Source organism: Amycolatopsis arida, assembly GCF_900115565.1.
Classification (GTDB): Bacteria; Actinomycetota; Actinomycetes; order Mycobacteriales; family Pseudonocardiaceae; genus Yuhushiella; species Yuhushiella arida.
The window spans coordinates 261232-283323 of the sequence record NZ_FOWW01000004.1; the positions used below are offsets into that span (position 1 = coordinate 261232).

At 74.9% G+C, this 22092-nt stretch carries 20 protein-coding genes; all 20 read left to right on the forward strand.

Going from position 1 to position 22092, the window contains the following annotated elements:
* Window positions 1-12: 12 nt before the first annotated feature.
* The gene (locus BM051_RS14305) at window positions 13-2091 is read left to right on the forward strand and encodes an anthranilate synthase family protein (protein ID WP_092530623.1); all 2079 of its coding nucleotides are present in this window, start codon (window positions 13-15) and stop codon (window positions 2089-2091) included.
* Entirely contained in the window at window positions 2091-3296 is a 1206-nt protein-coding gene (locus BM051_RS14310) for a 3-deoxy-7-phosphoheptulonate synthase (protein ID WP_092530624.1), read from the forward strand. Before BM051_RS14305 ends, BM051_RS14310 begins: the two co-directional genes overlap by 1 nt.
* 84 nt (window positions 3297-3380) lie before the next feature.
* The gene (locus BM051_RS14315) at window positions 3381-4160 is read left to right on the forward strand and encodes a 2,3-dihydro-2,3-dihydroxybenzoate dehydrogenase (protein ID WP_279587058.1); all 780 of its coding nucleotides are present in this window, start codon (window positions 3381-3383) and stop codon (window positions 4158-4160) included.
* 12 nt (window positions 4161-4172) lie between these two features.
* Window positions 4173-4868, forward strand: a complete 696-nt coding sequence (locus BM051_RS14320; protein ID WP_092530625.1) for an isochorismatase family protein — start codon at window positions 4173-4175, stop codon at window positions 4866-4868.
* A 74-nt stretch (window positions 4869-4942) separates the two neighbouring features.
* On the forward strand, window positions 4943-5497 hold the full coding sequence (locus tag BM051_RS14325) for an SRPBCC family protein (RefSeq protein WP_208325970.1): 555 nt from the start codon (window positions 4943-4945) through the stop codon (window positions 5495-5497).
* A 58-nt stretch (window positions 5498-5555) separates the two neighbouring features.
* The gene (locus BM051_RS14330; protein WP_092530627.1) at window positions 5556-7190 is read left to right on the forward strand and encodes an AMP-binding protein; all 1635 of its coding nucleotides are present in this window, start codon (window positions 5556-5558) and stop codon (window positions 7188-7190) included.
* Between the two features lie 12 nt (window positions 7191-7202).
* The gene (locus BM051_RS14335) at window positions 7203-8879 is read left to right on the forward strand and encodes an AMP-binding protein (protein WP_092530628.1); all 1677 of its coding nucleotides are present in this window, start codon (window positions 7203-7205) and stop codon (window positions 8877-8879) included.
* Between the two features lie 78 nt (window positions 8880-8957).
* On the forward strand, window positions 8958-10172 hold the full coding sequence (locus BM051_RS14340) for an acyl-CoA dehydrogenase family protein (protein ID WP_092530629.1): 1215 nt from the start codon (window positions 8958-8960) through the stop codon (window positions 10170-10172).
* Complete coding sequence (locus tag BM051_RS14345; RefSeq protein WP_092530630.1) at window positions 10169-11287, forward strand: SDR family oxidoreductase; 1119 nt, start codon at window positions 10169-10171, stop codon at window positions 11285-11287. Before BM051_RS14340 ends, BM051_RS14345 begins: the two co-directional genes overlap by 4 nt.
* A complete protein-coding gene (locus BM051_RS14350) occupies window positions 11284-12297 on the forward strand; it encodes an SDR family oxidoreductase (protein WP_092530631.1) in 1014 nt (337 codons plus the stop codon). Before BM051_RS14345 ends, BM051_RS14350 begins: the two co-directional genes overlap by 4 nt.
* A 5-nt stretch (window positions 12298-12302) precedes the next feature.
* Window positions 12303-13820 carry a PEP-utilizing enzyme gene (locus BM051_RS14355; protein WP_134046227.1) on the forward strand — a complete coding sequence of 506 codons (1518 nt, stop codon included), beginning with the start codon at window positions 12303-12305 and terminating at the stop codon, window positions 13818-13820.
* Window positions 13807-14082 carry an acyl carrier protein gene (locus tag BM051_RS14360; protein WP_092530633.1) on the forward strand — a complete coding sequence of 92 codons (276 nt, stop codon included), beginning with the start codon at window positions 13807-13809 and terminating at the stop codon, window positions 14080-14082. Before BM051_RS14355 ends, BM051_RS14360 begins: the two co-directional genes overlap by 14 nt.
* A gap of 4 nt (window positions 14083-14086) precedes the next feature.
* Window positions 14087-14788 (forward strand): hypothetical protein, encoded by a 702-nt coding sequence (locus tag BM051_RS29045; protein ID WP_092530634.1) that lies wholly within the window; start codon window positions 14087-14089, stop codon window positions 14786-14788.
* On the forward strand, window positions 14785-15882 hold the full coding sequence (locus BM051_RS14370) for a PEP-utilizing enzyme (protein ID WP_092530635.1): 1098 nt from the start codon (window positions 14785-14787) through the stop codon (window positions 15880-15882). The genes BM051_RS29045 and BM051_RS14370 overlap by 4 nt, the downstream gene beginning before the upstream one ends.
* A 12-nt stretch (window positions 15883-15894) precedes the next feature.
* A complete protein-coding gene (locus BM051_RS14375; protein ID WP_092530636.1) occupies window positions 15895-16638 on the forward strand; it encodes a maleylpyruvate isomerase family mycothiol-dependent enzyme in 744 nt (247 codons plus the stop codon).
* Between the two features lie 26 nt (window positions 16639-16664).
* A complete protein-coding gene (locus BM051_RS14380; RefSeq protein ID WP_177216932.1) occupies window positions 16665-17210 on the forward strand; it encodes an SRPBCC family protein in 546 nt (181 codons plus the stop codon).
* A gap of 53 nt (window positions 17211-17263) precedes the next feature.
* On the forward strand, window positions 17264-18784 hold the full coding sequence (locus tag BM051_RS14385; RefSeq protein ID WP_092530637.1) for a flavin-containing monooxygenase: 1521 nt from the start codon (window positions 17264-17266) through the stop codon (window positions 18782-18784).
* On the forward strand, window positions 18781-19479 hold the full coding sequence (locus tag BM051_RS14390; RefSeq protein ID WP_134046229.1) for a 50S ribosomal protein L11 methyltransferase: 699 nt from the start codon (window positions 18781-18783) through the stop codon (window positions 19477-19479). The genes BM051_RS14385 and BM051_RS14390 overlap by 4 nt, the downstream gene beginning before the upstream one ends.
* Before the next feature lie 38 nt (window positions 19480-19517).
* Window positions 19518-21053, forward strand: coding sequence for a class I adenylate-forming enzyme family protein (locus BM051_RS14395; RefSeq protein WP_092530639.1), 1536 nt, complete (start codon window positions 19518-19520; stop codon window positions 21051-21053).
* Window positions 21054-21110: 57 nt separating this feature from the next.
* Complete coding sequence (locus BM051_RS14400) at window positions 21111-22058, forward strand: UbiA family prenyltransferase (RefSeq protein ID WP_092530640.1); 948 nt, start codon at window positions 21111-21113, stop codon at window positions 22056-22058.
* The last annotated feature ends 34 nt before the right edge of the window (window positions 22059-22092 follow it).

Sequence of the window (22092 nt, forward strand, 5' to 3'; positions counted from 1 at the left end):
GGGAAGGTGAGCATGACGATCAGCACGGTCCGCGACACCGCGACCGTCGAGGCCCGGGAGCTGATGGCCGACCTGCTGGCGCCGGACCCGCCCGCGTTCGCGTTGCTGTGCCGGTCCACCGGCGCGGCGCCCGCGGCGGGGGAGTCCACTATGGAGGAATCTACGGTGGAGCTGGTCGCCGGCGAGGCCGTCGAGCTGACCGCGCTCGCCGACCTCCCGCTGCCCGCGGCCGGCACGGCCGCGGGCGAGGTGCTGGCGGTTGTCCCGTTCCGGCAGATCACCGAGCGCGGGTACGCCTGCCACGACGACGGGGCACCGATCCTGGCGCTCACCGCGGACCGCAGGGCCGGCCTGCCCGTCCCCGACGCGCTCGAGCTGCTGCCCGACGTCGAGGTCTCGGTGTCCGGCGGTGGCTTCGACCTCCCGGACGACGAGTACGCGCGGGTGGTCCGCCGGATCGTCGACGGCGAGATCCGCGCCGGTGAGGGCTCCAACTTCGTCATCCGGCGGACCTTCACCGCGACCCTCGACGGGTACCGGCCGGCGGTGGCGATGACCATCTTCCGCCGCCTGCTGACCGCGGAGAGCAACGCCTACTGGACCTTCCTGGTGCACACCGGTGACCGCACCTTCGTCGGGGCGTCGCCGGAGCAGCACGTTCGGTCGAGCGGCGGGGTCGTGCGGATGAACCCGATCAGCGGGACCTACCGGTACCCGCCCTCCGGCGCGGACCCGCGCGGGGTGCTGGACTTCCTCGCCGACCAGAAGGAGATCGACGAGCTGTACATGGTCGTCGACGAGGAGTTGAAGATGCTCGCCGGGGTCTGCCGGGGCGGCGCCAGGGTGCGCGGGCCGTACCTGCGGGAGATGGCCCGGCTGGCACACACCGAGTACGTGCTGGAGGGTCCCTGCGCGCGGGACGCGCGCGAGGTGCTGCGTGAGACGATGTTCGCGCCCACCGTCGTCGGCAGCCCGCTGGAGAACGCCTGCAGGGTGATCGCCCGGCACGAGGCCGGCGGCCGCGGCTACTACGCCGGCGCGTTGGCGCTGCTCGGCAGGGACGCCTCCGGTTCTTCCACAGTGGACTCGGCGATCCTGATCCGCACCGCCGAGATCCACCGGGACGGCGCCCTCCGGATCGATGTCGGCGCGACGCTGGTACGGGACTCCCGACCGGCGGCCGAGGTCGCCGAGACCTGGGCCAAGGTGGACGCCTTGCTGGCCGCCACCGGCGTACGCGCGCCGAACGGACCAGCGGGGCGGCGCCGGACCGGTCCGGATGGCTCCGGAAGCACCCGCGCCCCGCTCGGCGGGCGCGCCGACGTGGCGGCGGCGCTGCGGCGGCGCAACGCCGGGCTGTCCGCGTTCTGGCTCGCCTCGCCGGACCCACCGGAGCCGGATCCCGCCGTGCCTGGTTCCGCCGTGCCTGGTTCCGCCGTGCCTGATGTCGCCGTGCCTGATGTCGCCGTGCCGGACCGCCCAGCGTCGAACCGCCCGGTGCCCGGCCGGGTGTTGATCGTCGACGCCGAGGACATGTTCACCCGGATGCTCGGCCACCAGGTGCGCGCACTCGGTGCCGAGGTCGCCCTCCGGCCGTGGTCGGCGGTCGCGCCGGACGACGTCGCCGCGGCCGACTGCGTGCTGCTCGGGCCGGGGCCGGGGGATCCGCGCGCGGGCGGCGACCCCCGGATCGCCGCGCTGCGCGGCTTCGTCGAGCGGCTGCTCGACGCCCGGGTCCCGTTCGTCGCCGAGTGCCTGAGCCACCAGGTGCTCTGTGCCGTGCTGGGCCTGCCGCTGGTAGCCAGGAACCGGCCGAACCAGGGCACCCGGCACCGGATCGACCTGTTCGGCACCCCGGAGCTGGTCGGCTTCTACAACTCCTACGCCGCCCGGCACGACGCCGACCGCCTCACCGCCGCCCCCGGCTCGGTGGAGGTGTGCCGGGACACCCGCACCGGCGAGGTGCACGCCGTGCGCGGCCCCGGATTCGCCTCGGCCCAGTTCCACCTGGAGTCGGTGCTGACCGAGCGCGGCGCCGAGATCCTCGCCGGGCTCGTCGCCTGGGCGGCCGGCACGGGGGAGGAGCGGTGATGGTCGCGGACCCGCTGTCCCTGCTGGTGGAGCCGATCCGGCGGCGGCTCGACGGTGCCGTCGCCGCGCAGCAGCCGCACTGGACGGCCCACCCCGACCTGCCCGGCTGCCGGGCCGTGCTCGCCGAGGCGCCGGCACCCGTGTCGGCGGCAGAGGTCGCCGAGGTGCAGCGGGCCGTCGCGGTGGTGGCCGGCGGCAACGCCCAGGTGCTCCAGCTCGGCGACTGCGCGGAGAGCTTCCACGAGGTCGGGGAGGAGCACGTCCGCGCGAAGCTGGGCCTGCTGCACGGGCTGGCCGACGAGCTCGCCCGGCGCGGCGGTCAGGAGGTGCTGCGGGTCGGCCGGCTCGGCGGGCAGTTCGCCAAGCCGCGCAGCCAGCTGACCGAGCGGGTCGGGGACCGCACGCTGCCGGTGTTCCGCGGCCACATGGTCAACTCGGAGGAGCCGACGCCGGCCGCGCGCCGGCACGACCCGCGGCGGATGCTCCAGGCGCTCGCGGCCAGCGCGGCCGTGCTGGGCCAAGTGCGGGCGGACCGGACACGCCGAGCCGGTGGGCCGTTCGCGGCGGGCCCGTGGGCCAGCCACGACGCGCTGGTGTTGGACTACGAGGCGAGCCTGGTGCGCGCCGGGGCGGGGAGGCGGTTCCTCGCCTCGACCCACCTGCCGTGGATCGGCGACCGGACCCGCCAGCCGGGGTCCGCGCACGTCCGGCTGCTGGCCGCGTTGGCCAACCCGGTGGCGTGCAAGGTCGGGCCGACCACCGATCTCGCCGCCCTGCGGGCCGTGTGCGCGCGACTGGACCCGGACCGCGAGCCCGGCCGGCTGACCCTGATCGTGCGGCTGGGCGCCGGCGCGGTGGCCGACCTGCTGCCGCGCCTCGTCGCCGCCGTGCGGTCGTGGGGCCATCCGGTGGTGTGGCTGAGCGATCCCATGCACGGCAACACGATCCGCGTCGGCGGCGGGCTGAAGACCCGGCGGCTGGACGACGTCGTCACCGAGGCCGTTCGGTTCCGCCGCATCCTCCGGCGGTGCGGTGCCCATCCGGGCGGGCTGCACCTCGAGGTCGCCGCGACGGACGTCACCGAGTGCGTGGGTGGGCCGGTGCGCGACGTCGACGCGCTGCCGCGCCGCTACACGACGCTGTGCGACCCGCGGCTGAACCCGACCCAGACCGCCGAGCTGCTCCGGCACTGGGCTGAGGCGTGAACCGAGCGGCAGGAAACCCCAGCGGCAGGAACCGGGCGGCGCGGGGCGAGCGATGGGACCGAACGGGAATGGAGAGGTGGAGACGTGACGGAGAGCAACGGCGGGGTCGCCATGGTGACCGGTGCCGGCGGCGGCATCGGCGGCGCGGTCGCGGCCGCGCTCGCCCGGCAGGGCTGGGTGGTCGCGGCCGTGGACAGCGCCGCCGACCGGCTGACCGAGCTGACCGAGAAGCTGGCCGCGGACGGGCTGACCGTCGCGGGCTACCGCGCCGACGTCGCGGTCAGCGCCGAGGTGGACCGGGCGGTGGCCCGGATCGAGGACGAGCTCGGGCCGGTCGGGCTGCTGGTCAACGCCGCCGGCGTGCTCCGGCTCGGCGCCGCCACCGAGCTGTCCGACGAGGACTGGCGCGCGGTGCTGTCGGTCAACCTGGACGGTGTCTTCCACTGCTCGCGGGCGGTGGCCGCGCGGATGCGGCGGCATGGCCGCGGCGCGATCGTGACGGTCGCCTCCAACGCCGCCAGGGTGCCCAGGACACGGATGGCCGCCTACGGCGCGGCGAAGGCGGCGGCGGTCTCCTACACCAAGACACTCGGGCTCGAGCTGGCCGGGCACGGGATCCGGTGCAACGTGGTGTCGCCCGGCTCGACCGACACCGACATGCTGCGCCAGCTCTGCGCCGGCGAGGACGGCCGGCGGGCCGCGATCGAAGGGTCCCCGGAGACCTACAAGGTCGGCATCCCGCTGCGCCGGATCGCCGAGCCCGCGGACATCGCCGACGCCGTGCTGTTCCTGGCGTCCGACCGGGCCCGGCACGTGACCATGCAGGACCTCTGCGTCGACGGCGGCGCGGCGCTGGGCGCGTGAGGGGAGGAGCCGATGGGAATCCCCGCGCTCGCCCCGTACCCCATGCCCACCGCGCCGAGCCTGCCGGCCAACCAGGTCGGCTGGCGGCCGGACCCGGCGCGTGCGGTGCTGTTGCTGCACGACATGCAGGCGTACTTCCTCGCGCCCTACCCCCGGGGTGGTCCGCCGTTCACCGATCTGATGGCCAACGCGCGCCGGCTGCGCGAGCGGGCCGCGGCGCTGGGCGTCCCGGTGGTGTACTCGGCGCAGCCGGGCGGCATGGACCGCGCGCAACGCGGGCTGCTGCACGACTTCTGGGGTCCCGGAATGTCCAGAGCGGACGCGGACGTGCGGATCGTCGAGGAGCTGCGGCCCGCCGAGGGCGACGTGGTGCTGACGAAGTGGCGGTACAGCGCGTTCGTCCGCTCCGGGCTGGCCGAGCTGATCTCCCGGCTCGGCCGGGACCAGCTGGTGGTGTGCGGCGTCTACGCGCACGTCGGCTGCCTGATGACCGCGGTGGACGCGTTCAGCCTGGACATCCAGCCGTTCCTCGTCGCCGACGCGGTCGCCGACTTCTCCGCCGAGTACCACCGCCTCGCCCTGGACTACGCCGCGCTGCGGTGCGCGGCGGTGCTGCCCACCGACGCGGTGCTCGCCGCGCTCGGCGCACCGGACCACCAGGCGGCCCGGTCCGGGCGGCCGGCCACGGCTGGAAGGAAATCGTCATGACTGATGTTCGGGTCGGCTCCGGAATTGCGTGCGACGGCTACCGGGAATCGCGCGAGCCGAGTAGCCTTTCCGCTGTGACAGTCGAATCATCCCAACCAGCGGGCGAGACGTTTCGGGTCGGCGTTGACGTCGAGATCGACGCCAACCCCGGCACGGTGTTCGACTATGTCGCAGACCTGCCGAGGAGCGGGGAATGGAGCCCGGAATGCCGGGGCGGGGACTGGGTGAGTGGCCAGCCGGCGGCCGTCGGGTCGGTGTTCCGGGCGCGCAACCACCGCCGCCCCGACGTCGTCGCCTGGGCGCCCGTCGTGCGGGGCGAGTGGACCACCGAGTGCGAGATCGTGGAGTCCACCAGGCCATCCGCCTTCCGCTGGGCGATGCGGGACCGGGCCGGCCGCCGACAGCAGAGCGTGTGGTCGTTCGAGCTGCGGCCCGGCGCCGCCGGTGGCACGGTGCTCACCCACGCCTTCTGGATGGGTGAGCTGACCGAGGGAATGCGCGGCATTCTCGCGGAGCTGGACGACGCCGGTCGGCGGCGGTTCGTCGCCGAATGGGCGGAGAAGCTCCGGGATGACATGGAAACGTCGGCGAACCGGATCAGGGCGGCCGTCGAGCGCGGCGGCCGGTGACGATTACCCCGGGCAAATCGAATGGTCGGGGACTGACCCGGAAAGGGGGAGAGTCCGTGTGATTCTCCAGCGGATCGGAAATCGTGGACTGTTTCTCGGCGCGTTGTTCGACGACGCGCTCCGGCGCAACCCGTACCAGCGGTTGACGCTGGACCACGAGCTCGACGTCGCGCCGGGGCTGGGCCGCGACCTCACGGTCTACTCGTGCGCGCTGCTCGTCGCCGACCTCGCGGCCGCGCTGCGCCAGGCGGGGGTGCGGCCGGGCGACACGGTCGCGGTGCACAAGCGGGACGGGTTCGACATCTTCCTGCTCGGTTGCGCGATCTCCCGGGCGGGGGCCGTCCCGATGCTGCTCTCGCCCGCGCTGCCGGGCACCACGGTGGCGCGGCTGCTGGACCGAGCCGGCTGGCCGGCACTGGTCACCGACGGCGACACCCTCGCCGATCGGCTGCCGGACGAGGTGGCCGACCGTGCCACCAGGGTGCTGCTGGTGGCCGGCGGTGCCCCCGGCGCCTCCGACGCTCCCGGCGCCTCCGGTGCTTCCGTTGTCCCCGGTGTCCCGGCTGTCACGCCGCTGCGTCCGGACCGTGAGGCGGTCCCGCAGCCGTTCCGCCCGCCGCGCCCCGGCCGCCCTGGGCTGATCACGCACACCTCCGGCACCACCGACGTGCCGAAGCTGGTCGTGCACACGCCGTTCACGCTGCGCGCCCGGTACCGGCCGCAGGCGCTCGCGACCCGCCTGCTGGTGCGCCGGCGGGAGACGCTCGCCATCCACGTCTCGTTCGTCCACTCGCGACTGGTGACCGTGCTGGCCATCGCGCTGCGCAGGGGCTTCCCCGTGGTGATCGTCCGGAATCCGGACCCCGCCGCGACCGCGGACCTGTTCGCCGCGCACCAGCCGGGCATCCTCGAGGCGCACCCCAACACGTTCGTCGAGTGGGAGGTGCTGGCCGACGACCCGCGCGGGCCACTGGCCAACGTGAAGTACGTCAGCAGCACCTTCGACGCCATCCACCCGCGCACCGTGCGCACCCTGCTGGGCGCGTCGCGGCGCCGGCGGCCGGCGCAGCTGCAGCTGTACGGGCAGAGCGAGGTGGGCCCGACGGTGGGCAGGGTGACCAGCCGGCGGCACACCGGCGCCGTCGACGGGCGGTGTGTCGGGTTCCCGTTCCCCGGGATGACCGCGGTCCGGGTGGTTCCCCGCGACGGGCGCCCACCGGGCCCGGACGCCCCCGGCTACGTCGAGGTGCGCACCGCCGGGCGGGCGGTGACCTACCTGGGCGAGGACGCGCGGTTCCGCCGGCAGCTCGACGATGGCTGGAGGGGTGGCTGGTGGCGGATGGGCGACGTCGGGTACCGGACCAGGCTCGGCTGCCTGCACGTCTCCGACCGCGAGGTCGACCTCATCCCCGGGTTCGGCAGCCTGCTGGCGGTCGAGGACACCGTGCTGTCCCGGCTGGACGCGCTGCTGGAGGTCGTCATCGTCCCCGACGGCGCCGGCGCGCCGACGCCGGTGGTCGTCACCAGGGACGGCGCCGAGCTGGACCTCGCGCGGTGGCGGCGGGCCACCGCCGACCTGCCGGCGATGCTGCCACCGGTGCAGCTCGACCTCGACGAGCTGCCCAGGACCGCGACCACCAAGGTGCGGCGGCGGGAGCTGGCCCGCCGACTGCGCGCCGCGGCACCGGGTTGAGAGGGGCGTGCGATGGGACTCGACGCCGTGCGTGACCACAGCAGGGTCGTCGGCTGGCTGGACGACCCCACGGACGACCGCGGGGTGCGGTTCCGGCAGGACGACGGCGCCTGGCGGCGGTGGACCTACCGCGAGCTCGCCGACGGCGCCCTGCGCGCCGGCGCGGCGTTGGCCGACGCCGGGGTCCGCCCCGGCGATGTGGTGCCGCTGGTGCTGCCCAACGGCCCGGACTTCGTCACCCACTTCTTCGGGCTGCTGGCGATCGGCGCGACGCCGTCGGTGCTGCCGCTGCCGTGGGCGCTGCGCGCCGGCCAGGGCTACCAGCACCAGCTGCGCGCCATCGCCGCCAGGATGCGCCCGGCGCACGCGGTGGTGTCGGCGCGGTACCGGGACCTGTTCACCGAGAGCGTGGCCGAGCTCGACACGGCGACCATGGCGCTGGAGCCGGCCTACGCCGACCGGCCCGAGGACGCCCCGCGGGCCCGCCGCGAGCTGGCGGTGCTCCAGTTCACCTCCGGCTCCCGCGGCCACCAGCGCGGGCTGCGCATCACGATCGCCAACCTCGCGGCCAACCTCCGGATGATCCGGCGGTGGACCGAGGTCGACGGCTACGGCGCGGTGTCCTGGCTGCCGCTCTACCACGACATGGGGCTGATCGGCGGGATGCTGGCGGCGCTGACCGTGCAGGCCGAGCACGCGCTGCTGCGCCCCGAGCAGTTCCTCCGCGACACCCGCGGGTGGCTGGCCGAGTACGGGCACCGGCCCTACGCCACGATGGTCATGCCCAACTTCGGGTTCGAGCGGGTGCTCGCCAGGGTTCGCCCCGAGGACGTGGCCGGCCTCGACTTCTCCGCGCTGACCTCGGTGATCAGCGGCGCCGAGCGGATCGACCCCGCGGTGCTGGCCCGGTTCGTCGGGCTGCTCGGCCCGTACGGGCTGGCCGCCGAGGCGCTGATGCCCGCCTACGGGCTGGCGGAGGGCACCCTCGCGGTCACCGGTGTGTCTAAAAAGGACGTGCCGCGGCTGGTCATGGCCAGCTGCCAGGACCGGCGGCTCGGGGAGAAGGTGGACGTGCGCGGCGTCGCCGAGCTCGGCACCGAGCCGGTCGCCGAGCCGTGGCTGTGGCAGGTCAGCTGCGGCCCCCCACTGGACGGTGTGACCGTGGAGATCCTCGACGAGGACGGCGTCCGGCAGCCGGAGGGGGTGCTGGGGGAGATCTTCGTTCGCGCCCCCTCGGTGGCCGACGGCTACGTCGACGCCTCGGCCGAGGACGCGGCGCGGCTGGGCGCCGGTGCGCTGCGCACCGGGGACGCCGGCTTCCTGCTCGACGGCGAGCTGTACGTGGTCGGCCGGCTCGGCGACAGCGTGAAGGTCAACGGGCAGAGCGTGTTCGTCGAGGACGTCGAGCTGGAGCTGGTCGCGTCCGGCGCGGTCTCCCGGCAGCACGCCACCGTCGTCGCCGGCACGGCCAACGGCACGCCCACCGTGCTGGTGGTCAGCGAGCGGTCGCTCGGCGACCGGCTCGCCGACGTCCGGGCCACCGTCCGCGCCTTCACCGGCGACGCCGCGCGGATCGACGTGCTGCACGTGGCGCGCGGCAGCATCCCGCTGACCTCCAGCCGCAAGCCCCGCCGGCGCGCCCTGTGGCTGGCGTACCTGACCGGGGAGCTGACCGAGGTGCGGCTTTAGCCGCGTGCACCGACACCAGGGCCCGACGGGAGCACGACAGGAGCACGACGGGACCACGACAGCACGACAGGAGGACGCATGGCCGCTCACCAGGAACCGGGCACCGCCCGCCCGCTGTTCGCGGACGGCCCGTTCAGCGACCGCGTGGCGGACTGCCGCAAGCGGGTCGCCGGCCTGCTGCACGAGGCGTTCGCGCCGCGGGCCGCGGCCGCGGAGGCCGCCGGCCGCTTCCCCCGGGAGGTGCTGGTCGAGCTGGGCGCCAGCGGTCTGTTCCGCGAGCGCTGGGCCTCCGCGCCGCACGGCGACCCGGGGCTGGGCGTGGTGATCGCCGAGGAGAGCGGCCGGCTCGGCCACGCCGGGCTCTCGGTGGGCCTGAGTCTGCACTGCGAGACGGTCAGCGCCATCCTCGTCCGCTACGCCGACTCGCCGCTGCTGCGCGAGTACCTCGCCGGAACGCTCGAGGGCCGGCTGGTCGGCTGCCTCGGCGCCTCCGAGCCGGCCGGCGGGTCCGACCTCAACGGCGTCCGCACCGTGGCGCGGCGGACCGCGGGCGGCTGGCGGGTGACCGGCGAGAAGAAGTACCTGTCGCTGGGCCTGGTGTGCGACTTCGCGCTGCTGCTGTGCCGGCTCGACGAGGGCGACGGCCCGGCCGCCGGCCGGCTCGGCCTGGTCGCCGTGCCCTCCGCCGCGCTGACCCCGCGCAAGCGGCTGGTCAAGGCCGGCACGGCCGCGCTGGACACCACGTGGATGACGGTCGACGCCGAGGTCCCTTCCGGGGCGATGGTCGGCCGGCCCGGCGCGGGGCTGCTGGCGGCGGTGTGGGGGCTCAACCACGAGCGGCTGTCCATCGCCGCGCAGACCGTCGGCGGGGCGGCCAGGGCCATCGACCTGACCACCGCGCACCTGCACCGCCGGACCCAGTTCGGCCGGCCGCTGGTGGAGCACCAGGTGCCGCGGTTGCGGCTGGCCGAGCTGTCCTCGCGGCTGCTCGTGCTGCGCTACGCCGTCTACGCCGCGGCGCAGGGCGTCGCGGTCGCCGGCGCGTGCGGCACCCGCGAGATCGCGGCGCTGAAGGTCACCGCGGCGCGCTTCGCCGAGGAGGTCATGAGCGAGTGCATGCACCTGTTCGGCGGGCCCGGCTACCTCGAGGACGAGACACCGCTGGCCCGGATGTGGCGCGACTCGCGACTCGCCCGGCTCGGCGGGGGAACGGACGAGATGATGTGGGAGCTGGTGGCCAGCGGGATGGTTCCGGACTTCGCCACGTACGACGAGAAGGTCGACGTGGGATGAGGTTGCTGCTGACCGGGATCACCGGGCAACTGGGCACGGCCGTCGCCGGGGCCGCGCCGGAGCGCGGGGTCGAGCTCGTCCCGCTGGTGCGCGGCTCCCGGCCGGGGCGGGTGCCCTTCGAGCGGGCGTTCCCGGCACTGGCCGGGGCGGCGGTGCGCGGCGACGTGCGCGCGCCGGGGTGGGGCCTGCCCGACCCGGTGCTGGACGAGCTGAGCCGGAGCGTGGACGCGGTGGTCGACCTCGCCGGCGAGACCAACTGGGCCGGCAGCGGGCGCGACCTCTACACCACCAACGTGCTGGGCGCCCGGCACGGCCTGGACGTCGCCCGCGAGCTGCGCCGCCGGTCCGGCCGACACGTCGCGTACTGCTACGCCTCGTCGATCTTCGTCGCCGGCGGCGCGCTCGGGCACGTCGCCGAGGCGCCGCTGCCGCCGGACCGGCACCGGACGGCGTACGAGCACAGCAAGTGGGTCGCCGAGCGGGAGCTGGTCGCGCAGCACCGGCCCGGCGACCCGGACGTGCTGATCAGCAGGGTGGGCGCGCTGCTCGGCGACGCGCGGACCGGCGAGACCCGGCACCGGAACTCGCTGTACCTGCTGGCCGAACGGTGGGACGACCTGCCGGGCCGGGTGCTGCCGGTGATGCGCGGCGCCAGGGTCGACGTGCTGCCGCGGGACGTGGCGGCGGCGGCGCTGCTGGACTCGTTGGCCGGCCTGCTCCGCGCCGGGCCCCGCCCGCAGCCGGTGATCACCCACCTGTGCGCCGGCGAGCGGGCCCCGACCCTGCGCGCCCTGCTGGAGGCCGCGCGGGCGGCCGCGCCGCTGTCGTTCGGCAGCTGGGTGCGGCTGGTCCCGGCCGGCGCCGAGCAGGTGCTGTGGTTGTCCGCCAACGCCGAGCGGTTCCTGCCGCTGCCCCCGGCGTGGCGCAACAGCCTCATCGGGCTGCGCTACATCGGCCTCGACCGGGTGATGGACCGCGGTCGGCTGGCCGACCTGGTGGACGGGCCGCTGCCGGCGCCCGACACCGAGCTGCTCGCCCGGTTGCTGTTCGCGCTGCCGGCCGCCCGTCGGCCGGTGGCGCCCGCCGACGCCGGACTGTCGAGGTTCCAGCCATGAACGGGAGCCGGGACACGGGGATGAACGTGCTGGTCGTGGGCGGCTCGGGATACCTGGGCGCGGGCATCACGCAGGCGTGCCTGCGCGCGGGGGCGCGGGTGCGGGTGGTCTCCCGCCGAGGCACGGCCGCCGCGGGCGAGGGCGTCCGCGGGGACGTGCGCCGGCCCCGGCTGGGCCTTCCCGCCGACGTGCTGGCCAGGGTGCGCGCGGAGACCACCCACGCCGTCCTCTGCTTCGGCCCGGTGTCCTGGGCCACCGGCCCCGGCGAGGCGCTGGAGACACACGACGCGGGCATGCGCACCGTGCTGGCCTTCCTGCGCGAGCTGCCCGCGCTGGAGCAGGCCGTGCACGTGTCGTCCCTGCTCGCGCTGGGCCGGGCGAAGGGCAGGGTCACCAACCGCGAGCTGTACACCGGGCAGCGCTTCCGCAACTGGTACGAGTACGGCAAGTACCGCGCCGAGCGCCTGGTCCGGGACGCCATGTCCGCCGGCGCGCCGCCGATCGGTGTCGTCCGGTTCGGCCCGGTGCTCGGCCCGGACCCGCGGGGCGGCCGGCCGGACACCGAGCACGGGCTGCCGGCCGCCTTCCCGCACCTGCTGGCCGGCTACCCGGTGCACCTGGGCCGCCGCGGCGACTTCCCGTGCTGGGTCACCGACGTGCACTCCGCGGCGGAGGTGGTGGTCACCGCGCTGCGGGCGCCGATCGGCCGGCGCACCTGGACGTGGTTCGACCCGGCGTTGCCGACACTGCGCGAGGTGTTCATCGAGGTGTGCCGACCGTGGGGGACGGTGCCCAAGATCGTCGACGCCGGACCGCTCGGCCGGTTGACCCGGCTGCTCGGCGAGCGGGTCGGCACGGTGCCCGAGCTGGTCGACTACGCCGAGCCCTGGTTCGACCTCGACCCGGCGGTGCTGCGAGAGATCCCCGAGCCGTGGCCGACCCCGGAGCCCGACTACCTCGGCGCGACCGGGCGGGCGCTGCTGGCCCCGCCGACCGTGGAGAGGGGGTGAGCCGGGTGACGGACGCGAGCGAGGCGGCCGTGCCGGTCGACACCGACCCGCACCCATACTTCCGGGTCTACTCGGCGGGCAACTTCGGCGAGGTCGCGCCGGAGCGCCTGTCGCCGATGTCGTGGTCGCTGGTCGGCGAGCCGATGGAGCGCGGAACCCGGGCGCTGGCCCGGCGGTTGTGGGGCCGGCCGCCGTGGGCGGAGGGGACGCACTACGTCTTCGTCGGCTACTTCGGCTGCCGTCCCTACCACAACCTGGCCGCCTACTGCCACCTCGCGCGCGCCATTCCCGGCCTCGACCCGGAGGACGTCACCGGCGCCTACTTCGAGGGCGTCGACGCGCCCGCCGAGGTCACCGCGCTGCGCCCGGGCCGGGCCCGCCGGCTGGCCGGTGCCGCCCGGCTGCTGCGCGAGCTGCGCGACGTCGGCCCCCGGCTGCGCGCGCTGGAGGAGCGGGTCGCCGAGCTGGAGTGGGGCCTGCGCGCGGCGCTGACCGCGCGGAGCCCGATCGCGCTGTTCGGCGTGTTGCGCGACGCTCGCCCGGTGCTCGACGAGGCGTGGGCGCTGCACATCCTCACCACCTCCGGTCTGGTGCCGCTGGGCGCGGTGCAGCGGCGGGTCTACGGCACCCTGCTGCGGCACGGTGACGAGGTCGCCCACTGGCTGTCCCGGCCGCGGGAGCTGGTGTGGGACCGGCTGCACGCCGCGGCGGCGACCATGGACCCGTTCGGGCCCGGCCACTTCCTGGACTCCTCCTTCTACGAGGTCGCCGACGGCACCGCGCCCTGGCGGGACTACGCCGTGCGGCACAAGCGGACCGCGACCGGCGAGGCCGACCCGGCGGTGGAGCCGGTGTCCCCCGCCGACGCGCTGGCCGGCATGCTCTCCCCGTGGCGCGGCCGGACCGTGCGGGCGCTCGCCGTCGCCGTGGGCGAGGTGATGGCCGGCCGGGAGCACTCGAAGTCGCTGGCGATGCGCACGTTGCACGTCCACCGGCGGCTGCTGCCCGAGCTGGCCACGGCCCTCGGCGCGCCGGCCGAGGCGTGGCCCTACCTGACCGTGCGGGAGTTCGCCGGGCTGGTCACCGAGCCGGGGCTGGCCGACCGCGCCGGGCCCAGGGCCGAGGCGTGCCGGCGGGCGCTGCGCACGCCGATGCCCGAGCACCTCGACCTCACCGGCGACGACGGCGTCGTCCGGCCGTGGCTGTCGGCGAGCCCGCCGACCCGCCGCGGGGTCGCGCCGGGTGTCGGGACCGGTGTGGTGATGACGCCGGACGACGACCCGCCGGACGAGCCGGCGATCATCGTGTGCGCCTCCGCCGACGCCGACATCGCCCCGCTGCTGCCCTTCGCCGCCGGCATCCTCAGCGAGCGCGGCAGCGACCTGTCCCACATCGCGATTCTCTCCCGCGAGTACGGCATCCCGTGCGTCGTGGGCTATCCCGGCGCGGCGGCGCTGCCGCCGGGGACCGCCGTGTCCGTCAACGGCAACACAGGAGAGGTGAGCATCCTTGACCAGCACTGACCGTACCGACCAGAGCGCCCCCGACGTCCTTCCCGTGCTGGAGGAGATCTACGCCAAGGTCAAGCGGATCCACCGCGAGCTGCGGCCGGCGGACCGGATCGTCGCCGACCTCGAGGTCGACTCGCTGGCCACCCTGGAGATCCTGCTGGCACTGGAGGAGCGGTTCGGCGTGTCCCTCGTGGACAACCCGCGCGCGGCGCGCGTGGAGACCGTCGCCGACCTCGTCGCGCTCCTCGACGACCTGCGCCACCCGGCCCCGTGACGGCGTGACCGCGCCGCCATCCGGCACCGACACCGAGGCACCGATCATGGACACCTGCCACTTCGACGTACTGCACGCACTGGCCGTCAAGGGCATGGCCCCGCCCGCCGCGCTGGCCGCCGGCTCCCGGCACGACCGCGCGGAGCTGCTCGCCGAGCTCGAGCGGCTGCGCGCCGCCGGGCTCGCCAGCCACCTCGAGCGGCGGGACGTCTGGCGGATCACCCGGGAGGGCCGCGACCGGCACGCCGAGCTGCTCGCCCACGACGTCCCGCCCGGCGTCCGGGACCGGCTGCGCCGCGGCTACGACCGGTTCCTGCCGGTGAACCTGCGGGTCAAGGACGCCTGCACCCGCTGGCAGCTGCGCGACGGCGTGCCCAACGACCACACCGACACCGGCTACGACGCCGGTCTCGTCGCCGAGCTGGGTGAGCTGCACGCGGGGGCCGACCCGGTGCTCGCCGACCTCGCCGGCGCGCGCGACCGGTTCGGGCGGTACCGGGAGCGGCTCACCGCCGCGCTGGACCGGCTGCGCGGCGGGGACACCACCGCGTTCACCGGTGTGGGCCGCGACTCCTACCACGACGTGTGGATGGAGCTGCACCGCGACCTGCTGCTCTCGCTGCGGATCGACCGGGCGGCCGAGGACGCCGCGGAGGACTCGGAGGGCTCCGTGGCCGCCGCGCCCCCGACCGGGACCGCACCGTGACGGCCCCGCCGGTGGTCCCGCTGACCGCCGAGCTCGGTGCCGCCGACCGCGCCTCGGCCGGCGGCAAGGCCGTCGGCCTCGCCGCCCTGCTGCGCGCGGGGCTGACCGTCCCGCCGACCTGGGTGGTGCCGGTGGGGGCGCTGCCCTCCGCCGCGGAGCTCGCCGGGCTGGCGGAGGTCGCGCCCCGCTGGGCGGTGCGCAGCTCGGCCACCATCGAGGACGGCGCCGCGCTGTCCTACGCCGGCATGTTCCGCAGCGAGCTGGACGTGCCGGTGGGTGGGCTGGCCGCGGCCGTGGCGCGGGTCCAGGCGTCGGCGCGCAGCCGGCGGGTCGCCGCCTACCGGGCGTGGACCGGTGCCGGCGAGCGGGAGGTCGGCATGGCGGTGCTGCTGCAACCGTTCCGCCCGCCGTCCCGCAGCGGGCTGTGGCTGGGCCGCGGCCTCGCCACCGGCCGGCTGGAGTGGGTACCCGGCGGTGGCGAGCCGCTGGTCTCCGGTGCCGTCACCCCTTCGTGGGAGGAGTGGGCACCGGCGGGGCTGGTCGCCGGCGGCGAGTCCGGGGTGCTGACCGCCGGTGGGACACCGGTCGGCGCGGCCTGCGCCGCGGTGCAGCGCGCCCTGGGCACGCCGGCGGACCTGGAGTTCGCCCTGCTCGACGGTGTCCCATCCGGCAGCGAGCTGGTGTGGTTGCAGTACCGGCCCATGACCAGGGAACTGACCGGGGACCCGACCCGGGAGCCGGCCGGGGGAGCGGGGCCGGAGGAGCCGGGTGACGCGGTCGTACGCGGCGTCCCGGCGTCCCCCGGCCAGGCCGACGGCAGGGTTGTGCTGCTCCGGGACGCGTCCGACCCGGAGTGGTCACCGGGGACGGTGCTGCTGACCGAGCGGACCGACCCGGACTGGGTGCCGCTGATGGCCGAGGCGGCCGCACTGGTCACCGCGGCCGGCGGAATGCTCTGCCACGCCGCCATCGTGGCGCGGGAGCTCGGGGTCCCGTGTGTCACCGGGGTCGGCGCGGCGGCGCTGGCCCGGCTGGCCGCGGGGGAGACGGTGTCGGTGGACGGGACCGCCGGAACCGTGTCCATCGTGGACTGAAGGGGAGGTGCCGTGGAGGAGCTCGCCGACCTCGCCGGGGAGCACGCGGCGTTCGCCCGCCTGCTGGGCACGCTCGACGGTGCCGACTGGGAGCGACCGTCCGCGGCGGCCGGCTGGGCCGTCCGGGACCAGGTGGCGCACCTCGCCGACACCGAGGAGGTCGCCGCGGACACGATCACCGAAGGGCCGCGGAGGTTCGCCGCCGCGGTGGCCCCGTACGCCAGCGCCGAGGACTTCACCGCCGCCGGCTGCCGTCGCGGCGCCGGGCTGTCCCCGCCGGAGCTGGTCGGCTGGTGGGCCGGCGCCGCCGCGCGCACCCGTCGGCTGCTGGCCGAGCGGGACCCGGACGAGCGGGTGGCATGGGGATTCGGCATGCCCGTGCGAACGTTCGTCGCGGCCCGGTTGATGGAGCACTGGGCACACGGCCTGGACATCGCCGACGCGCTGGCCCTCCCGGTGGCCGAGGAGCGCCGGCTGCGCCACGTCGCCGCGCTGGGCCTGGCCACCCTGCGCTACGCCCTCGCCAGGGCCAGGGTGCCGTGGCCGGCGGGACGCAGCCTGCGGTTGGAGCTGACCGCCGAGGACGGCCGGGTGCACGAACTCGGCCCCGCGGACGCCACCGACGTCCTGCGCGGGCCGCTGCGCGCGTGGTGCCGGGTCGCCACCCGCAGGGCCGGCAGAGCGACCCCGCCGGCCCTCGAGCCCCGCGGCGAGCTCGCCGCGCTCGCCGCGCGGCACGCGCGGGCCTACCTGTAGTCGAAGAGTGTCCGTTGTGGAGGGAGGTGTCGTTCGTGGTCGCGGTGACCGTCGAGCGCACCATCGGCTGCGCGCCGGAGACGTTCGTCGAGTTCGTGCTCGACGTCCGCCGGTACGCCGAGGTGGACGACAAGATCGGCCGGATCCTCTGGGTCCGCCGGCGACCAGGGCTCACCGAGTTCAAGTTCCGGCCGAGGTTGCCGGGCCTGCGGCTGCCGGAGCCGGGCACCGTGTCCCGGATGCGGCTGGTGCAGGGCAACCGCATCGACATCGCGCTCGCCCCGCTGCCGCGCAACGCGCTCAGCCGGTTCGTGTCGAGGTTCCGCGCGGGCTTCACCTGCGCGCCGGCACCCGGTGGCACGACGGTGACCCGGACGATCTCGTTCGACTTCAACCCGCTGGTGCGCCCGCTGCTCGAGCCCACCCTCCGGCACACTCTGCCCGAGTCGGTCGAGCGCGAGCTGCGGCTGGCCGAGGAGATCCTGGGAGGTGCGGAACAGGGCGCTCGCCCCTGGGCGGGCGAGCGTTCCGGTGCTAGCCTCCGGAAAGACCGACGTATCAAGGAAACATAACAGTCTACTGTAGATAGTGAACGCGAAAGTCCCCGGCGAGTCGAGGGAAGGTCATGACCAGCGCGCAGGTCCGCCAGGAGCACGCCGGCACCGATGCCGAGCGGCACGTCCACGTCGCCGTGGTCGGCGCCGGGCTCTCCGGCATCGCCGCGGCGGTCAAGCTGCGCGGGGCCGGCATCACCGACCTCGTCGTGCTGGAGAAGGCCGACCGGGTGGGCGGCACCTGGCGGGACAACACCTACCCCGGCTGCGCGGTGGACATCCCCTCCCCGGTGTACTCGTTCTCGTTCCACCCCAACCCGGACTGGAGCCGGCTGTTCGCGTCCCAGCCGGAGCTGCTCGCCTACATCGAGGACACGATCGAGCGGTTCGACCTCGCCGGCGTGATCCGGCTGGGCACCGAGCTGCGCGAGGCCCGGTGGGCGGAGGAGCGCCGGCGCTGGGTGCTGGACACCAGCGCGGGCCCGTTCGTCGCGCGGCACGTCGTCTTCGCCGCCGGGCTGCTTCACGAGCCGAAGATCCCCGACCTGCCCGGGCTGGCGGGCTTTCCCGGCGCGGTCTTCCACTCCGCGCGGTGGGATCACGACGTGGAGCTGGCCGGCCGCCGGGTCGCGGTGGTGGGCACCGGCTGCTCCGCCGTGCAGATCGTCCCGGAGATCCAGCCGGTGGTGGAGCACCTGTACGTCTTCCAGCGCACGCCGGCCTGGGTGGTGCCCCGGCTCGACTTCCGGTTCTCCCCGCGGCTGCGGCGCCTGCTCCGCCGTCACCCGGTCACCCAGCGGCTGCTTCGCGGAGCCAGCGATCTGGTACTGCGGACACTGGCGCTGCTGCTGCGCCGGGGCAGCGTGGCCCGGTTGCTGACACCGGCAGGAAAGTGGTTGCTGCGTCGCCAGGTTCCCGACCCGGTGCTGCGCCGGCAGGTCACCCCCGACTTCACCCTCGGTTGCAAACGGCTGCTGCTGTCGAACACCTACCTGCCGGCGCTGGGCCGGCGCAACGTGACCCTCGTACCGCACGCCCTGGCCGCGGTGGAGGGCCGCGAGCTCGTGGCCGCCGACGGCGGCAGGGTCACCGCCGACGTGCTCGTCCTCGGCTCGGGGTTCGAACTGCGCCACCCACCCATCGCCGACCGGATCCGCCGCCGCGACGGGCGCCTGCTGTCCGAGGTGTGGTCGGCCACCAGCCCCGAGGCCTACCGGGCCACCACGGTGCCCGGGATGCCCAACGCGTACCTGCTGCTCGGCCCGAACATCGTGATGTACAACTCGCTGCTGGCGCTGGCCGAGGCCCAGCTCGACTACGTCGTGGACGCCATCCGCACCGCCGACGCCCGTGGCCTGGAGGTGCTCGAGGTCCGCGCGGCGCCGTTCCGCTCCTTCAACGAGGAGGTGCAGCGGGGCCTGTCGCCCAGCGTCTACAACAACGGCGGCTGCAGCAGCTTCTACCTGGACGAGCGCGGCCGCAACTTCGTCACCTGGCCGTGGTCGCTCCGGCGGCTGCGCCGTGAGCTGTCCCGGTTCGACCTGGAGAACTACGAGACCGTGCCCGCGCGGGGCCGCGGTCGCAACCCGTGAGGCGAGTGGACGACATGTACGACTACACGCAGGCACTCCGGCGCAGCGAGCTCAGCAGGGCGAGGTGGCGGCGGCCCGCCGAGGTCTCCCTGCTGGGTCGCGAGTGGACATTGCTGCCGAACGTCTTCTCCCCGGCCGACACCAACTCCTCGCTGACCCATCTGGAGCTGCTGGACTTCCCGGTCGGCGGGTCGTTCCTGGAGATCGGATCCGGCATGGGGATCATCGCCGTCCATGCCGCGCTGGCCGGCTGCCGGTCGGTGGTCGCCACCGATCTGAACCCGGCGGCCGTGGAGAACACGGCGCGCAACGCCGAGCGGTTCGGCGTCGCCGACCGGGTGCGCTGTGTCCACAGTGATCTGTTCGACCAACTGCCCGAGCACGCCACCTTCGACGTGGTCTACTGGCACTCCAACAACGTCTGGACGCCGCCGTCGGTGCCGCTGGACAACGTGCACGCGCTGGCCTACGTCGATCCCGGATACGCCGCCCACCGGCGGTTCTTCCAGCAGGCACCCGGCCACCGCGCGCCCGGCGGCCGGGTACTGCTCGCGGTCAGCAGCCGGGCCTCCCGATCCGACCTGGACGAGCTCGCCGCGCGGGCGGGGCAGCGGCTGCACTCCGTGAAGGCGACCACCGTGCCCGAGCCGGAGGGTCCCGTGGTCTACGAGTTGCTCGAGGTCGTCCCGGGGTAGGCACCCTGGACGGCCACCCGCCGAGAAGAGGTCCAGCCATGATCTTCGACAAGCTCCAGGCACTGCCCGCCGACGCCGAGCCGTGGATCGTCGACCACGAGCCGATCATCGTCGCGGCGCGCGACGAGCGGATCCACCCCGGCGACGTCGCCGACGCGGCCGCGCGCACCGCCACCGTGCTCCGCGAGGCCGGGGTGGTCGGCGGCACGCGGTGCGTCGTCTGGCTCGAGTCCCCGACCGACATCATCGTCGCCTACGCGGCCATCACCGCGCTGGACGCCGTGCCCGTCCTGATCAGCCCGACGCTGACCGTGGAGACGCTCGAGGCGATGATCGACGGCGTCGCGGGCATCACCGCGGTGGTCAGCACCGGCGACCGCCTCGAGGCGGCCCGCGCCCACCTTCCCCACCTGGCCGCCGTCGACTGGCGGGAGGTGACGGCCGCGCTGCCCGGCGCCCGCCGGTTCAGCCGGGAGCCGGAGGTCGCCTCGCACGCGGCCTACGTGGTGGTGCACACCTCCGGCACCACCGGGGTGCCGAAGCTGGTGGAGTGCTCCAGCCGGAGCATCCGGTTCAACGCCTCGGTGCAGGCGGTCATCCACTGGGCCGCCCGGCTGCGCGGGTACCTCGCCCTCGCGATCTCGCCGGTGCACGGCCGCACCGTGGTCGGCATCCTCGCCGCGCTGATGCGGCGGGCACCGCTGCTGCTCCTGCAGGACGACTCCGCGGGCAACGTCGAGCGGATGCTGCTGCGGCACCGGCCGACCTACCTCGAGACGCATCCGAACACCTTCCGCGCCTGGCAGCACCTCGCTCAGGGCGGGGCCTTCCGGTCCGTCCGCGTCTTCGGCGCCGGCTTCGACGTGATCCACCCGGACACGGTCCGCGCGCTGCTCGCCGGGTCGGGCCACCGGCTCGCCGTCTGCATGGAGGTGTACGGGCAGAACGAGTCGGGCCCGATCGCCATCCGCTGCCACCTCAAGGGGATGCCGCGGATCCCCTCGAGGTGGCAGCGCCGCCGGGAGAGGCTGATGGGCGGGCACCGGGTCGGCCCGCGGTTCGCGTTCTGCCGGGTGCGCATCCTGCGTGACGACGGCACGCCGCAACCGCCGGGCACGCCGGGCCGGATCGTGGTCCGCACGCCGGGCACGTTCTCCGGCTACCTCAACCGGCCGGACCTGGCGTCCCGCAACCATCCGAAGGGCCGGTGGTGGGACACCGGCGACTGGGGCATGTGCTCCCGGCTGGGCCTGCTCACCCTGATCGACCGCCAGGTGGACAAGGTCTCCTCGGCGCCGAGCGCCATCGCCGTCGAGAACGTGCTGCTGGACCAGTTCCCGGAGTTGCTGGAGCTGGTGGTGGTCGACGTCGACGGCACCGTGTGGCCGGTGCTGTCCCTACGGCCCGGCTGCGAGTTCCGCGCGCGAGACTGGGCCTCCGCCGCGCCGCGGGTCGCCGCGATGGCCGATCCGCTGGTCATCCCGGACGGCGAGTTCCCCAGGACGGTCACCGGGAAGATCAAGCGCGAGCAGCTCAAGGACCTGGTGCGGCGCCGGGCGGCCGTGGCCCGCTGACGCGGTGCTGGAGGGCGGGCCCGCGCCAGCGGGACCGCGAACCGGAAGGAGAGGAAGATGACCGTGACGAGTGCGTCGGGCACCGCGCGGGTCCCGATCGGCGCCAAGATCGTCGGGTTCCTCCGGCTGGGCAAGATCCGGATGTACCACCACGCCTACGGGTGGCTGCTCGCCGTGCTGCTGCTGCGACTGGAGGGGCTGGTCACCGAGCGGACCGCGGGCGGCCTCGCGCTGCTGCTGGTGATGGTGCTGGCCATCCAGTTCAGTGGGGGCGCCTTCGACGACCTCGGCGGGTTCCGGGACGGCAGCGACGCCCACAACTACGCCGGCCGGCCACCTCGGACGGTCGCGCGGAAGCCGCTGCTCACCGGGGTGCTGACCGAGTCGGAGGCGGTGGCCTTCGGCGCGGCGTGCTGGACCGTCGGCGTCGCGGCGGGCCTGCTCGCCGCGTACCTGCTGGCCGCCCCGCCGGTCGCCGTCGTGCTGCTGCTGGCCGCCCAGGTCGCGGCCGCGCAGTACTCGGTGGGGCTGAAGCTGAGCTACCGGCCGCTGGGGCTCGAGTTGACCATCTTCTTCGTGATCAGCGCGATCGCGCTCGTGCCGTACTGGTTCGTCGCCGGCCGGCCGAGCGCCGAGATCCTGCTCGCCAGCGCGTTGTTCGGCCTGTGGTTCCTGATGATCGTCAACTACGGCAACGCGTCCGACCGCGAGGGCGACCGGGCGGTGTCCCGGCACACCCTCGCGGTGCTGCTGCCAGCAGGCTGGTTCCGGGTGCTGCTCACCCTGCTGTTCACCGGCAGCGTCACATTGCTGGCGTTGTTGTTCACCACCACGCGAATCGACCCGGTGTTGGCGGTGACCGTTGTTCCGGTGGTCGTTCTGCACGCCGCCCAGCTTTACCACGGGGTGCGCGGGAATGATTGGCGGAAGGCGCGGTTCCTCGGGTTGAGCTCGGTGGACGCGGGCTGCCTCGGTCTGGCGGTGGCCTTCTTTCTGGCGAGTTGACAGCGCCGGAGCGGTCCCAGCATCCTGGCAATGA